Here is a 14,993-nt window from a genome sequence, read left to right on the forward strand (position 1 = left end):
CAATCCTGTTCAGTGCTGCTTGAAACTATTGTGTTGCAAAACCTATCGGTCGTGACGAGCCAGCCATTGCTCGGCCAGAACTCGCGCCTTCGCGTCCGCCGTGAACACAGCCTCGAGATCATCCAGCGCTACGACCGGCTCGAGGTTCAAGACCTCCTCGATGATACTCGCGATTTCCAGGTAACGAACCCGTCCGTCGAGAAACGCTGCCACCGCCACTTCGTTGGCCGCATTGAGCATCGCCGGTGCGCTGTCACCCACCTCGGCCGCTTGCCGCGCCAGACGCAGGCACGGGAAGCGCTCTTCATCCGGCGCTTCGAAGTCCAGACGCGCGATCGCAAACAGATCCAGCGGCGCGACGCCGGAGTCGATACGCTCCGGCCAGGCCAGCGCGCTGGCGATCGGAGTGCGCATGTCAGGATTGCCCAACTGAGCCAGGACCGAACCGTCGACATAATCGACCAGCGAGTGAATCACGCTTTGCGGATGAATCACCACCTCGACCTGCGCTGGTTTTGCATCAAACAACCAGCAGGCCTCGATCAGTTCGAGACCTTTGTTCATCATGCTGGCCGAATCCACGGAAATCTTGCGGCCCATTGACCAGTTCGGATGCGCACACGCCTGCTCAGGCGAAACATGCGCCAACTCACTCATGGGCGTCTGCCGGAACGGTCCACCAGAAGCTGTCAGTAAAATCCGACGGACTCCGACCTTGCTTAATCCACTGGCGAAATCCTGTGGCATGCACTGGAAAATCGCATTGTGTTCGCTGTCGATTGGCAGCAGCACCGAACCACTCTTGCGCACAGCCTGCATGAACAAGGCGCCGGACATGACCAGCGCCTCCTTGTTAGCCAGCAGAATCTTCTTGCCTGCTTCGACAGCCGCCAACGTCGGACGCAGGCCTGCGGCGCCGACGATCGCCGCCATGACCGCATCGACTTCCGGCGCAGAAGCGACCTGACACAAGCCAGCCTCACCCACCAGCACACGAGTCGCCAGACCGGCTGCACGCAAATCGTCCTGCAAACCGCGAGCTGCAGCGACTTCCGGCACCACGGCAAATTGCGGCACGTGACGTATGCACAAGGCCAACAGTTCGCTGAGGCGCGTGAAACCGCTCAACGCGAACACCTGATAACGCTCAGGATGACGCGCAATCACATCAAGGGTGCTCAGACCAATCGAGCCGGTAGCGCCCAGTACGGTAATCAGTTGCGGGCGGCTCACGGCGCAGCCATCCACAGCAACACGGCAAACACTGGAATGGCCGCGGTCAGACTGTCGATGCGATCAAGCACGCCGCCATGACCGGGCAGCAGGTTACTGCTGTCCTTGATGCCGGACTGGCGCTTGAACATGCTTTCGGTGAGGTCTCCCACGACCGAGATGAAGACGATCAGCGCAGCGCCAATCAGACCCTTGAGCAACTCGGCCACCGTCCAGTCACGCACCAAGCCAACAATCGCGGTGATCAGCAGGCTTAGCGCCAGACCACCGTAAACGCCTTCCCAGCTCTTACCGGGGCTGACTTGAGGAGCCAACTTGCGCTTGCCAAATTTACGGCCAGAGAAATAGGCACCGATATCTGCGCCCCAGACCAACACCATGACCGCCATGATCAGCCAGTTACCCAACGGGTACTGCTTGATCTGCACCAGACCTTGCCAGGCCGGCAGCAAAATCAGCAAGCCGATCACCAGTTTGGTGGCCGCACTGGACCAATGCTCGCTGGAACGTGGATAGGTCAGCACCAGATACGTCGCGACCACCCACCACAGCACCGAAGCACCGAGCACCCAAGGTGCGAGACCGGGCAGCACATACATGACGAACAGCATCAACGCGACGACGGCGGCAAAACCGACGCGGAACGATTGTGCAGTGAAGCCCGCGAGTCGCGCCCATTCCCAGGCGCCCAGGCTCACGACCAGACCGATGAACAGCGCAAAACCGGAACCTTCAAGCAGGAAAAACCCGCACAAGGCGATCGGCAGCAGGATCAGCGCGGTGATGATTCGTTGTTTAAGCATTAAACCCGGGCTCCAGCTTCGACCTGTTCGCTCGTTTTACCGAAGCGACGTTGGCGCGAAGCGAAATCGGCCAGCGCATTGCGCATGGCATCGTGTTTGAAGTCCGGCCAAAACAGGTCGGAGAAGTACAACTCGGCGTAAGCCAGTTGCCACAACAGGAAGTTGCTGATGCGGTGCTCGCCACCGGTGCGGATGCACAAGTCCGGCAACGGCAGATCGCCGGTTGCCAGACACGTTTGCAGCAGATCCGGGGTGATGTCTTCCGGACGCAGATGCCCGGCCTGAACCTCACGTGCAAGACGCTGTGCAGCTTGTGCGATATCCCACTGACCGCCGTAATTGGCGGCAATTTGCAGGATGAAACGGTTGGCACCCGCGGTCATGGCCTCGGCTTCGCGCATCGCGACCTGAAGCTCCGGATGAAAGCGCGAGCGATCACCGATGATGCGCAAGCTGATGTTGTTGTCGTTAAGGCGCTTGGCCTCACGACGCAGCGCCTTGAAGAACAGGTCCATCAAAGCGCTGACCTCATCGGCCGGGCGCTGCCAGTTTTCACTGGAGAAAGCGAACAGGGTGAGCACCTCGACCTTGGCCTCGGCACACACCTCGATTACCGCACGAACCGCATCCACGCCCGCCTTATGCCCGGCGACACCCGGCATAAAGCGTTTTTTCGCCCAGCGATTGTTGCCATCCATGATGATCGCGACATGGCGCGGCACCGCGGACGGCGCAGTCTGCTTGGTCTTGTCCATTAAAAACTCGACCCTTATACGGCCATCAAATCCGCTTCTTTCTGCTTGGTAGCCGCGTCGATATCAGCCTCAGCCTTGTCGGTGAGTTTCTGGATATCGGCAGCAGCACGACGCTCTTCGTCTTCGCTGATTTCTTTGTCTTTAACCAGCTTCTTCAAATCGCCCAGCGCATCGCGACGGATGTTGCGCACGGCAACACGAGCGTCTTCAGCGGCACTGCGTGCCTGCTTGGTGAAGCCCTTGCGGGTTTCTTCGGTCAGGGCAGGCATGGAGATCAGCAACAACTCGCCCAGGTTGGTCGGGTTGAGGTTCAGGCCAGCGCTCTGGATCGCCTTGTCGACAGCCGCGAGCATGTTGCGCTCGAAAGCCACGACTTGCAGGGTGCGCGAGTCTTTTACGGTAATGTTGGCCACTTGGGTAATGGAGGTATCAGCGCCGTAGTACGGCACCATTACGCTGCCCAGAATGCTTGGGTGAGCCTTGCCGGTACGAATCTGACCAAATGCGTGGGCCAGAGAGTCCAGGGATTTCTGCATACGCTCTTGAGCGTCTTTCTTGATTTCGTTGATCATTGTTGACCTTCCTCGATCAGGGTGCCTTCAGCGCCGCCATGCACGATGTTCAGCAGGGCGCCGGGCTTGTTCATGTTGAATACACGCAGCGGCATCTTGTGGTCGCGGCACAGGCAAATAGCTGTCAGGTCCATTACACCCAGCTTGCGATCCAGTACTTCATCATAAGTCAGATGATCGAACTTCTCGGCATGCGGGTCTTTGAACGGATCTGCGGTGTAGACGCCATCGACCTTGGTCGCCTTGAGGACGACATCGGCATCGATTTCGATTGCACGCAGGCAGGCTGCCGAATCCGTGGTAAAGAACGGATTGCCGGTACCGGCTGCGAAAATCACGACGTCTTTGGAGTTCAGGTGACGCATGGCTTTGCGGCGATCATAGTGATCGGTCACGCCCACCATCGAAATGGCCGACATGACGATTGCCGAGATATTCGCACGTTCCAGCGCGTCGCGCATGGCCAGGGCGTTCATCACAGTGGCCAGCATGCCCATGTGGTCGCCTGTCACCCGATCCATACCGGCTTTGCTCAAGGCTTCGCCGCGGAACAGGTTGCCACCGCCGATCACCAGACCGACCTGTACGCCGATGCCGACCAGTTGGCCGACTTCAAGCGCCATCCGATCCAGCACTTTTGGATCGATCCCGAACTCTTCCGAGCCCATCAGGGCCTCGCCGCTAAGCTTGAGTAGAATGCGTTTATAGCGAGCCTGATAACCACTGCCCTGCTGAGCCATTGCGAATCTCTCCTGCGGCGTATTTAAAATTCTTTGCGAGCTGTTTTCAGCTGGCGTTCACTCTAGCTTGGCGCTGCTTCAGCGCCATCGGAACATGGCTTTGTAAGTCAGTTCCAAGTGGAAACCAATAAATAATTGGTTACCCCATCTGAAAAGAGGCTGCGCGCGTGAGCGGGCAGCCTCTTTCGGGCGACAGTTGAAAACCGTCTTACTGCTTGGCGGCAGCCAGCTGGGCAGCAACTTCTTCAGCGAAGTTGTCGACCGGCTTCTCGATGCCTTCGCCTACTTTGAAGTAGGTGAAGGAAACGATTTCAGCACCGGCTTTCTTGGCCAGGTCGCCGACCTTGATTTCAGGGTTCTTGACGAACGCCTGCTCAACCAGGCTCGCTTCAGCCAGGAACTTGCTGATACGGCCTTTGATCATGTTTTCAACGATGTTTTCTGGCTTGCCAGCGATCTTGTCAGCGTTCAGGCTCAGGAAAACGCCCTTCTCACGCTCAACTGCTTCAGCGGAAACTTCCGATGGCAGCAGGAATTCAGGGTTGGTCGCCGCTACGTGCATAGCGATGTCCTTGGCCAGCTCAACGTCGCCGCCTTTCAGAACAACTGCAACACCGATCTTGTTGCCGTGCAGGTAACCACCAACAACATCACCTTCAACGCGAACCAGACGACGGATGTTGACGTTTTCGCCAACCTTGCCGACCAGTACCAGGCGATCAGCTTCCTGCGATTCGATCAGAGGCTCAACGGTAGTGAGCTTCTCGTCGAATGCTTTTTTGACGCTGGCAGCAACGAATGCCTTGAAGTCGTCTTGCAGAGCCAGGAAGTCGGTCTGCGAGTTCACTTCCAGCAGAACGGCAGACTTGCCGTCTTCAACCAGAGCGATCGCGCCTTCAGCAGCGACGTTGCCGGCTTTCTTGGCGGCCTTGATGGCGCCCGAAGCACGCATGTCGTCGATGGCTTTTTCGATGTCGCCGCCGGCCTTGGTCAAGGCCTTTTTGCAATCCATCATGCCTTCGCCAGTACGCTCACGCAGTTCTTTAACCAACGCTGCAGTAATCTCTGCCATTTTCAAATTCCTCTTGGATAGGTTTTCAACCATTCCACCCGATCGAACGGGCGTTCAATTCTTCCCGAAACACCCTTGTTAGCCGCTGCACGTTACAGATGCTGTAGCTGCGCTGTTAACAAATGGTTTTCGAGGTGGCAAAAAGGGGGCCAAGCCCCCTTTTTGCTTACTGAGTCAACGCCAGGGCGTCAATTACTCAGCTGCAGCTGCCGGAGCTTCTTCAGCTGCGAACTCTACAGTGCCGCCGCCAACATTGCTGCGACCACGGATAACAGCGTCAGCCATCGAACCCATGTACAGCTGGATAGCGCGGATTGCGTCATCGTTGCCTGGGATGATGTAGTCAACGCCTTCCGGGCTGCTGTTGGTATCGACAACGCCGATTACCGGGATACCCAGCTTGTTGGCTTCGGTGATCGCGATGCGCTCGTGGTCAACGTCGATCACGAACAGTGCGTCTGGCAGACCGCCCATGTCCTTGATGCCGCCCAGGGAGCGATCCAGCTTCTCAAGATCACGAGTGCGCATCAGCGCTTCTTTCTTGGTCAGCTTGGCGAAAGTACCGTCTTCGGCTTGAACTTCAAGGTCACGCAGACGCTTGATGGAAGCACGAATGGTTTTGAAGTTGGTCAGCATGCCGCCCAACCAGCGGTGATCGACGTACGGCGAACCGCAACGTGCTGCTTCTTCAGCAACGATCTTGCCAGCGGAACGCTTGGTGCCGACGAACAGAATCTTGTTTTTGCCCTGGGCCAGACGCTCTACGAAAGTCAGAGCTTCATTGAACATTGGCAGGGTTTTTTCAAGGTTGATGATGTGAATCTTGTTACGCGCGCCGAAAATGTATTTACCCATTTTCGGGTTCCAGTAACGGGTTTGGTGACCGAAGTGCACACCGGCCTTCAGCATATCGCGCATATTGACTTGGGACATGATAGTTCCTTAATAAGTCGGGTTTGGCCTCCACGTATCCCAATGACCAACCAGTGGCATAACGCCAAAAGCACCCAGGTCATCGTGTCGACACGTGTGTGGATTTAAGCCTTTCGGGGTATCCCCGGAAAGCGGCGCATTTTATATCACAAGGAAGGCAGAAACGGAACTCGAAATCTGCAATCACACCAAGGACATGGGCTCAGCCCTCTTGGAATCGGCGCCGCGGGCACCATTCTATAGATAGAAGCGATGCATGCAGGCGCGGATTTGCTCCTCTCGTCTGTTAGAATCGCGTTTTTCAGGGTCGCAAAAAACGCACACCTGCCACCCTATCCGTAACAGCAAGCGCCGCCGAGCGCAAAGAGAGCCTGTATGACCGTTAACCTCAAAACACCCGAGGACATCGCTGGCATGCGTGTCGCCGGCAAACTGGCCGCCGATGTGCTGGAAATGATTGCCGAACACGTCAAACCGGGCGTTACCACCGATCAACTGAACCAGATCTGCCACGACTACATCGTCGACGTGCAGCAGGCCATCCCTGCCCCGCTCAACTACAAGGGCTACCCGAAGTCGATCTGCACCTCGATCAACCACGTCGTCTGCCACGGCATCCCGAATGACAAGCCGTTAAAAAACGGCGACACCCTGAACATCGACGTCACCGTGATCAAGGACGGTTACCACGGCGATACCAGCCGCATGTTCCATGTCGGTGAAGTGCCGGTGTGGGCTGAGCGTCTGTCGCAGATCACTCAGGAATGCATGTACAAGGCGATCGAGATCGTCAAACCTGGCTGCCGCCTCGGCGACATCGGTGAAGTCATCCAGAAACACGCGGAAAAGAACGGTTTCTCGGTGGTTCGCGAGTTCTGTGGCCACGGCATCGGCAAGGTGTTCCACGAAGAGCCGCAGATCCTGCACTACGGCCGCGCCGGTACTGGCATGGAACTGAAGGCCGGCATGACCTTCACCATCGAGCCGATGATCAATCAGGGCAAGGCCGACACCAAGGTATTGGGCGACGGCTGGACCGCGATCACCAAGGACCGCAAGCTCTCGGCCCAGTGGGAACACACCCTGTTGGTCACCGACACCGGCTACGAGATCTTCACGCTGCGTGCCGATGACACCATTCCACGCATCTCGGCCTGATCCACAAACGCTCCCAGCCTTATAGAAGGAAAGCCAATCGATGCCGCAGGTGGATCCCGAACTCTTCGACCGCGGCCAGTTCCAGGCTGAGCTGGCCCTGAAAGCGAGCCCCATCGCCGCCTTCAAGAAGGCGATTCGCCAGGCCCGCGACGTGCTCGACGCACGTTTTCGCAGCGGTCGTGATATTCGTCGGCTGATCGAAGACCGTGCCTGGTTCGTCGACAATATCCTGCAAAAGGCCTGGGAGCAGTTCAACTGGAGCGAAGACGCGGACATCGCACTGGTCGCGGTCGGCGGCTACGGCCGGGGCGAATTGCACCCTTACTCGGACATCGATTTGCTGATCCTGCTGGACAGCGCCGACCACGAGGTTTTCCGCGATTCCATCGAGCGTTTTCTCACATTGTTGTGGGACATCGGCCTGGAAGTCGGTCAGAGCGTTCGCTCGGTGGACGAATGCGCGCAAGAGGCGCGCGCTGACCTGACCGTGGTCACCAATCTCATGGAAAGCCGCACAATCAGCGGCCCCGAGCGTTTGCGCCAACGCATGCTCGACGTCACCAGCACTGCGCACATGTGGCCGGCCAAGGAGTTTTTCCTGGCCAAACGCGCCGAGCAGAAAGCTCGCCACCACAAGTACAACGATACCGAATACAACCTGGAACCCAACGTCAAAGGCTCGCCCGGCGGACTACGGGATATTCAGACGATTCTGTGGGTTGCCCGTCGTCAGTACGGCACGCTGAATTTGCGTGCACTCGCCGGCGAAGGTTTCCTGGTAGAGAGCGAGAATGCGTTGCTCGCGTCCTCTCAGGAATTCCTCTGGAAGGTGCGCTACGCCCTGCACATGCTCGCCGGGCGCTCCGAAGACCGCCTGCTGTTCGATCATCAGCGTTCGATTGCGACGTTGCTGGGGTTCGAAGGCGATGACGCCAAGCACAGCATCGAAAACTTCATGCAGCAGTATTACCGGGTGGTGATGAGCATCGCCCAGCTGAGCGACCTGATCATCCAGCACTTCGAGGAAGTCATCCTCGCGCCGGAAGACGAAGCGCCGCCGCAGCCGATCAATTCGCGCTTCCAGCTACATGACGGGTACATCGAAGCGCGCAACGACAATGTGTTCCGCCGCACCCCATTCGCCATGCTCGAGATATTCGTGCTGATGGCCCAGCAGCCGGAAATCAAAGGCGTGCGCGCCGACACCGTTCGTTTGCTGCGCGAACATCGTCACCTGATTGACGACGACTTCCGCAACGACATACGCAACACCAGCCTGTTTATCGAGCTGTTCAAATGCAAGATCGGCATTCATCGCAATCTGCGACGGATGAACCGTTACGGCATTCTCGGGCGCTACCTGCCGGAGTTCGGTTTTATCGTCGGGCAGATGCAACACGACCTGTTCCACATCTATACGGTCGATGCACACACGCTGAACCTGATCAAACACCTGCGTAAGCTGCAGTACACCCAGGTGTCGGAAAAATTCCCGCTGGCCAGCAAGCTCATGGCCAAGCTGCCGAAACCCGAGCTGATTTATCTCGCCGGCCTGTATCACGACATCGGCAAGGGCCGTCATGGCGATCACTCGGAGATAGGCGCGATCGATGCCGAGGCGTTCTGCCAGCGCCATCAGTTACCAGTGTGGGATAGCCGCCTGATTGTCTGGCTGGTGCAGAACCACCTGGTGATGTCGACCACCGCCCAGCGCAAGGACTTGTCCGACCCGCAGGTGATCCACGATTTTGCGCAGGCGGTCGGCGATGAAACCCGTCTCGACTATCTGTACGTACTGACCGTGGCCGACATCAACGCGACCAATCCGACGCTGTGGAATTCGTGGCGCGCCAGCCTGTTGCGCCAGCTCTACACCGAAACCAAGCGGGCATTGCGTCGCGGTCTGGAGAACCCGGTGGATCGCGAAGAGCAGATCCGCCAGACCCAGAGCGCGGCACTCGACATCCTCGTGCGCGGCGGCACCGATCCGGACGACGTCGAACAATTGTGGGCGCAACTGGGCGACGACTATTTCCTGCGCCACACCGCCGGCGACGTGGCCTGGCACAGCGATGCGATCCTCCAGCAACCCGTCGATGGCGGGCCGCTGGTACTGATCAAGGAAACCACCCAGCGCGAGTTCGAGGGCGGCACACAGATCTTCATCTATGCGCCGGATCAGCACGACTTCTTCGCGGTTACCGTGGCGGCGATGGATCAGCTCAACCTGAACATTCACGACGCCCGGGTTATCACCTCGAGCAGCCAGTTCACCCTCGACACCTACATCGTGCTCGACAACGATGGCGAATCCATCGGCGACAACCCTGTGCGGATCAAGCAGATCCGCGACGGTTTGACCGACGCTCTGCGCAATCCGGACGACTACCCGACGATCATTCAGCGCCGGGTGCCGCGCCAGCTCAAGCATTTCGCGTTCGCGCCACAGGTCACTATCCACAACGACGCGCAACGCCCGGTCACCGTACTGGAATTGACCGCGCCTGACCGACCAGGTCTGCTGGCGCGGATCGGCGGCATCTTTCTGGAGTTTGACCTGTCGCTGCAAAACGCCAAGATTGCAACGTTGGGCGAACGAGTGGAGGACGTGTTCTTTATTACTGATGCGAAAAATCAGCCCTTGTCCGATCCGCTGCTGTGCAGCCGCTTGCAGGATGCGATTGTCGAGCAGTTGAGCGTCAGCCATGAACCCGATATCAATCTTTCGCGTATCAGTATCTGAATGCGCTACCTGATTTAACCGCTTTGCACGAGACCCCGCACCGATGAACAACGCTCTGAACCAGCTCCAGCCCTACCCGTTCGAGAAGCTCCGCGCCCTGCTCGGCACCGTGCCCCCGAACCCGGACAAGCGCCCGATCGCGCTGTCCATCGGTGAGCCGAAACACCGTTCGCCAGGCTTTGTCGCCGAGACACTGGCAAACAGTCTGGATCAGATGGCGGTGTATCCAACCACGCTCGGCATCCCGGCCCTGCGCGAAGCCATCGCCGGCTGGTGCGAACGCCGCTTCGGCGTTCCGAGCGGCTGGATCGACCCGGCCCGCAACGTATTACCAGTCAATGGCACCCGTGAAGCGCTGTTCGCCTTCACCCAGACCGTGGTCAATCGTGGTGATGATGCGCTGGTGGTCAGCCCGAACCCGTTCTATCAGATCTACGAAGGCGCGGCGTTCCTGGCCGGCGCCAAGCCACATTACCTGCCTTGTCTGGACGATAACGGCTTCAACCCGGATTTCGACGCTGTTTCAGCGGACATCTGGAAGCGCTGCCAGATTCTTTTCCTTTGCTCGCCGGGTAACCCGACAGGCGCGCTGATTCCGGTCGACACCCTGAAAAAACTCATCGCCTTGGCAGATGAACACGACTTCGTGATCGCCGCCGACGAGTGCTACAGCGAGCTTTACTTCGACGAGCAGACACCGCCGCCGGGGCTGCTCAGCGCGTGCGTCGAACTGGGTCGCAAGGATTTCAAGCGCTGCGTGGTGTTCCATAGCCTGTCCAAGCGCTCGAACCTGCCCGGTTTGCGTTCCGGCTTCGTTGCCGGCGATGCCGAGATCCTCAAGGGTTTCCTGCTTTATCGCACCTATCACGGCTGTGCGATGCCGGTTCAAACCCAACTGGCCAGCGTTGCCGCCTGGAATGACGAAGAACATGTGCGCGCCAACCGCACTTTGTATCGCGAGAAATTCGACGCGGTACTGGAAATCCTCAGCCCGGTAATGGACGTCCAGCGTCCCGATGGCAGCTTTTATTTGTGGCCAAACGTGAAAGGTGACGACGCGGCATTCTGCCGTGACCTGTTTGCCGAAGAACACGTGACCGTAGTGCCAGGTTCGTACTTGTCCCGCGAAGTGGACGGCGTCAATCCGGGCGCAGGCCGGGTACGGATGGCGCTGGTTGCACCACTTGCCGAATGCGTTGAGGCGGCACAGCGGATCCGCGCGTTCATTACTCGCCAACAGTAATCATGGCCCGCACCGGGCAATCCGGTGCGGGTATCAACCGTCGTGATATAAGCGTTTACAACGAGCACATTTACTCTTCTCCCTGCTCGGTCTAATTTCCCCCTTGAAACGCTGGCCACTGTAGAGCGACTTTAATCGCGCGAACTTCTACTAAAACCGAGCCTGCCGAAAACCAAAACCCTATCACCCTCAAATATAAAAATTTTGACGCCAGCTGAATCAAGGCGACACTTTGGCAATCAATAAGGATATTGACCATGCACAATTATAACCTCGTAAGAATGGCAAAACCGGCAGACAACTTCGAGCGGTTCCCGGAAAACAATAACGACGCGCCAGCAGTGCGCCGTAAACGTTCCTTGGGTTACACAACCAAGTTCTGGGAGAATGCCAGCACTATTACGTTCTCTTTCATGCATGACGTGTCCGACGAACTGAAATATCGAATCGAACTAGGCATCCGGAAGTGGGAACCTTTCGTCAGCCTGGCCTTTGAATTGGTCGAAAACGTGCCTGGAATGATTCGGATCGCCCTGCAAGGAAAGGACAGCTATTCGTTTATAGGGATCGACGCAATGAAAGTGGATGTCAACGAACCCACAATGGTTTTGGGCACCACGCCGGACTCACCGCTTTTCGACCACACGGTCCAGCATGAATTTGGCCACGCCCTAGGCTTCCACCACGCCCATTTGCACCCGGAGGCGCGCATCCCGTGGAACAAGGAAGCGGCCTATGAGTTCCTGGGCAAGCAACATGGCTGGACAAGGGAGGACGTAGACAGCAACCTTTTCGAGCTGGAGTCTCCGCACGCTGCTGTCTTCGGCGACTACGACAAACTCTCGATCATGCATTACCCAACTACCAACCTGATCTACGGAAATGACGCGGTTGGCCTCAATTTGACGCTTAGCGACAAGGACAAGGCCTTCGCCAGAAAAATCTACCCTGCCCTCAACTATGGGCAGTTGCCTGCCTGAGCATGTCAGCGCCAACCCGGCAATTTCAAGTGACGCGCAACCGTGGTGCCCTGCTCGCACTTGCTTGAAACATTCAAAAACCAAGTAACATCCCATATAACTGTGTAACGCACTTGTCTGTCGGCCAAGTACTAGTCTTGAATTGCACTATTCGCAGCATCTGAATAACTGCCGACTCTTAATTTCAAGGATGAAATCCACTATGCACGAACTGACAGATTGCCAACTTATACAATGGCCTGACGACCAAGAAGCTTACGCGGCAGCCATCAATGAAAATCCGGCCAATGCCGGCACGACGAAAAGCGCAACTACCGGCAACCGCCGCAAACGCTCGGTATTTAATTATTCAAAGCTATGGGCAAACGGCCGTACCTTGAAGATTGCCTTCATGGACGAACTTGAGGCGGATCACAAAGACAAAATCATCAAGGCAGCCAGTCAATGGTTGCCGTATATCAACCTGAAATTCGAGTTCGTTGATGACCTCGTGGGTGACATACGCATCGCCACTACCAATAACTTCAACAGCTCAATGCTCGGCACCGACGCGTTGTTGATTCATCCTGACGACAGAACCATGGACCTGGGCGTGAAACCGGATCATCCAGACTTCGAAGTCATCGTGACTCATGAGTTTGGTCACGCCCTTGGCGCGATGCATGAACACCAGCACCCGCAGGCGAAAATCCCCTGGGATAAACCAAAGGTCTACGAGTTCTATCAGAATCGCGAAATGGGTCCGCTCACGCCCGCGCAAGTCGACCACAACCTGTTTACCCCTTTCGACACGCTGGAAGCGATTTACACGGCCTACGACAAAAGGTCGATCATGCATCACCCGGTGGCAAACGATCTGACAGTGGGTGACTGGGAAGTCCCCATCAACCGCAAGATCAGCAAAAAAGACAAACAACTGATGAAATTACTTTATCCGAGGTAAGCCCAACTCGAACCGGGTGATTCCATCACTTCACTACCCCCAGATTGGCCTCACTCAGATCCAGTTCACCCAACACTTCTCGCAGCACGTCATCGCCAATCTGGTGATGACGGCTGAGGCTATACAACTCCAGTCGTTGCGCCCGCAGCGCTTTGAGGCGCAATCGGCGTTCCAGCAGATCCATCTGGAACGCCAGCGCCTGGGCTTCCGCCGAATCGTTGAACACGTCCAGTTGATGGCGGTATTCGGACATGATCCGCGCCTTCAATTCTGCCGCCAGCGCAGCTTGCGCGGCGTCGTGCTGATTGGCCTCTTCGGTTTCGAGCGCGTGAATCGCGGCCTCGGCCGTCTTGCGCCAGGCATCGCGAACCTCTTGACGACGCTTGTCATCAGGGCTTTTTTCGATGCCGCGCAGCAACAACGGCAAGGCGATGCACGCCGACACCAGCGACAACAGGATCACCCCCGCAGCAATAAAGATCAGCAGATCACGCTCGGGAAAGGCGTCCGCCCCCATCAACATTGGCACCGACATCACACCCGCCAGTGTCACCGCACCGCGCACGCCGCCGACGGTCAGCAGCCAGCAGGATCGCGCAGTCGGCACTTGCGTCAGCGCACCTTTACCACGCAACCGCCGCAACAACACCGATAAGCGCCAGATGCTCTGTACCCAGATAAATCGCAACAGCACCAGCGCGAGGAAAATCGCGATCACATCGAGGCAGCGGTAAAACAACGCCGGCCACAACGTCGGTTCATGGCTGACCACCGCTTTGATGATGTCCGGCAATTGCAGACCGAGCAGAAGGAAAATCAAGCCATTGAAGGCGAACTCCAACAGCGACCAAACGCTGCGATTGAGCAATCGTGTGCTGGTCTGGCGCGGCAGCAGATCGAGCCAGCTCTGCATCATCCCCGCCGCCACCGCCGACAGAATGCCCGAGGCGCCAAGGCGTTCAGCCAACACATAAGCCGCAAACGGCAGCAGCAACATGAAGACCACGTGGGTCGCCGGATCATCCCACCCGCGAGCGATCATCCACGACCGCAAACGCCCGACCAGCCAACTCAGCGCCACACCAACGGCCAGGCCGCCGACCGCCACCAATACAAACGTCAAACTGGCGGTGGCCAGCGAGAACACGCCCGTTACCGCAGCGGCCAAAGCAAACTTGAACGTCACCAGGCCCGACGCATCGTTCATCAGCGCCTCGCCTTGCAGCATGTGCATCAAGGGGGTCGGCAAGCGGTTTTGCGAGATCGCCGAGACGGCCACGGCATCAGTCGGCGACAGCACTGCCGCCAACGCGAACGCCACCGGCAGCGGAATCGTCGGCAATAACCAGTGAATGAAGTACCCGGCGCCGACCACCGTGAACAGCACCAGCCCCACAGCCAGTGTCAGGATCGGGCCACGCAGGTGCCAGAGTTCGCGTTTGGGCATGCGCCAGCCATCGGAAAACAGCAGCGGCGGCAGGAACAGGAACAGAAACAACTCGGGATCCAGCGCCACGTGCAAACCAAGGGTCGGCCAGGCCAGCAAGGCGCCGGCGGCAATTTGCAAAAGTGGCAGCGGCAGTGGGATAACCCGTCCGACCTGACGCGAAACGCTGACCAGCATCAGCAGGATCAGGACGGTGTAAGCGGTTTGCATAAATCAAAATCTCGGACGATCGACAGCGTTGAACTGCCATATTAGCCGTTTAGGCTGCGCCTGACCGTTGCACCTATGTCGCACGCCGACACTGATCCCCGTGCAGGAGCTGCGGCACGCTGCGATCTTTTGATGTTTAAAAACACGATCAAAAGATCGCA

General features: G+C 57.6%; 13 protein-coding genes. 5 read left to right on the forward strand and 8 right to left on the reverse strand.

Annotated elements, in window-relative coordinates; genetic code table 11:
* Positions 1 to 42: 42 nt before the first annotated feature.
* The 7 genes from ispC to rpsB form a co-directional block, all read right to left on the reverse strand.
* Positions 43 to 1,233: a 1-deoxy-D-xylulose-5-phosphate reductoisomerase gene (gene ispC / locus AB4P92_RS09565; RefSeq protein WP_395599290.1), complete on the reverse strand. Its 1,191-nt coding sequence runs from the start codon at positions 1,231 to 1,233 to the stop codon at positions 43 to 45.
* Complete coding sequence (locus AB4P92_RS09570) at positions 1,230 to 2,036, reverse strand: phosphatidate cytidylyltransferase (protein WP_261735109.1); 807 nt, start codon at positions 2,034 to 2,036, stop codon at positions 1,230 to 1,232. The genes ispC and AB4P92_RS09570 overlap by 4 nt, the downstream gene beginning before the upstream one ends.
* Positions 2,036 to 2,791 carry a polyprenyl diphosphate synthase gene (gene uppS / locus AB4P92_RS09575; protein WP_042557877.1) on the reverse strand — a complete coding sequence of 252 codons (756 nt, stop codon included), beginning with the start codon at positions 2,789 to 2,791 and terminating at the stop codon, positions 2,036 to 2,038. The genes AB4P92_RS09570 and uppS overlap by 1 nt, the downstream gene beginning before the upstream one ends.
* Before the next feature lie 14 nt (positions 2,792 to 2,805).
* Positions 2,806 to 3,363, reverse strand: a complete 558-nt coding sequence (frr, locus tag AB4P92_RS09580) for a ribosome recycling factor (RefSeq protein ID WP_042557876.1) — start codon at positions 3,361 to 3,363, stop codon at positions 2,806 to 2,808.
* Positions 3,360 to 4,103, reverse strand: a complete 744-nt coding sequence (gene pyrH / locus AB4P92_RS09585) for a UMP kinase (protein WP_003222124.1) — start codon at positions 4,101 to 4,103, stop codon at positions 3,360 to 3,362. Before pyrH ends, frr begins: the two co-directional genes overlap by 4 nt.
* 208 nt (positions 4,104 to 4,311) lie before the next feature.
* The gene (tsf, locus tag AB4P92_RS09590) at positions 4,312 to 5,175 is read right to left on the reverse strand and encodes a translation elongation factor Ts (protein ID WP_042557875.1); all 864 of its coding nucleotides are present in this window, start codon (positions 5,173 to 5,175) and stop codon (positions 4,312 to 4,314) included.
* A 192-nt stretch (positions 5,176 to 5,367) separates the two neighbouring features.
* Entirely contained in the window at positions 5,368 to 6,108 is a 741-nt protein-coding gene (rpsB, locus tag AB4P92_RS09595; RefSeq protein ID WP_042557874.1) for a 30S ribosomal protein S2, read from the reverse strand.
* Between the two features lie 375 nt (positions 6,109 to 6,483).
* Here rpsB and map point away from each other — a divergent pair, with 375 nt between their 5' ends.
* The 5 genes from map (at position 6,484) to AB4P92_RS09620 (ending at position 13,175) form a co-directional block, all read left to right on the forward strand.
* Entirely contained in the window at positions 6,484 to 7,266 is a 783-nt protein-coding gene (map, locus tag AB4P92_RS09600) for a type I methionyl aminopeptidase (RefSeq protein ID WP_042557873.1), read from the forward strand.
* 40 nt (positions 7,267 to 7,306) lie between these two features.
* Positions 7,307 to 10,009 (forward strand): [protein-PII] uridylyltransferase, encoded by a 2,703-nt coding sequence (locus AB4P92_RS09605; RefSeq protein ID WP_047299908.1) that lies wholly within the window; start codon positions 7,307 to 7,309, stop codon positions 10,007 to 10,009.
* Positions 10,010 to 10,052: 43 nt separating this feature from the next.
* Positions 10,053 to 11,252 (forward strand): succinyldiaminopimelate transaminase, encoded by a 1,200-nt coding sequence (gene dapC / locus AB4P92_RS09610; RefSeq protein ID WP_395599291.1) that lies wholly within the window; start codon positions 10,053 to 10,055, stop codon positions 11,250 to 11,252.
* Positions 11,253 to 11,509: 257 nt separating this feature from the next.
* The gene (locus AB4P92_RS09615) at positions 11,510 to 12,232 is read left to right on the forward strand and encodes a M12 family metallopeptidase (protein ID WP_395599292.1); all 723 of its coding nucleotides are present in this window, start codon (positions 11,510 to 11,512) and stop codon (positions 12,230 to 12,232) included.
* A gap of 202 nt (positions 12,233 to 12,434) precedes the next feature.
* Positions 12,435 to 13,175 carry a M12 family metallopeptidase gene (locus AB4P92_RS09620; protein WP_200613722.1) on the forward strand — a complete coding sequence of 247 codons (741 nt, stop codon included), beginning with the start codon at positions 12,435 to 12,437 and terminating at the stop codon, positions 13,173 to 13,175.
* A 25-nt stretch (positions 13,176 to 13,200) separates the two neighbouring features.
* On the opposite strand, the gene AB4P92_RS09625 is transcribed toward AB4P92_RS09620, so the two are convergent.
* Entirely contained in the window at positions 13,201 to 14,832 is a 1,632-nt protein-coding gene (locus AB4P92_RS09625; RefSeq protein WP_395599293.1) for a Na+/H+ antiporter, read from the reverse strand.
* Between the last annotated feature and the right edge of the window lie 161 nt (positions 14,833 to 14,993).

Source organism: Pseudomonas sp. A0308, assembly GCF_044218815.1.
Classification (GTDB): Bacteria; Pseudomonadota; Gammaproteobacteria; order Pseudomonadales; family Pseudomonadaceae; genus Aquipseudomonas; species Aquipseudomonas iridis.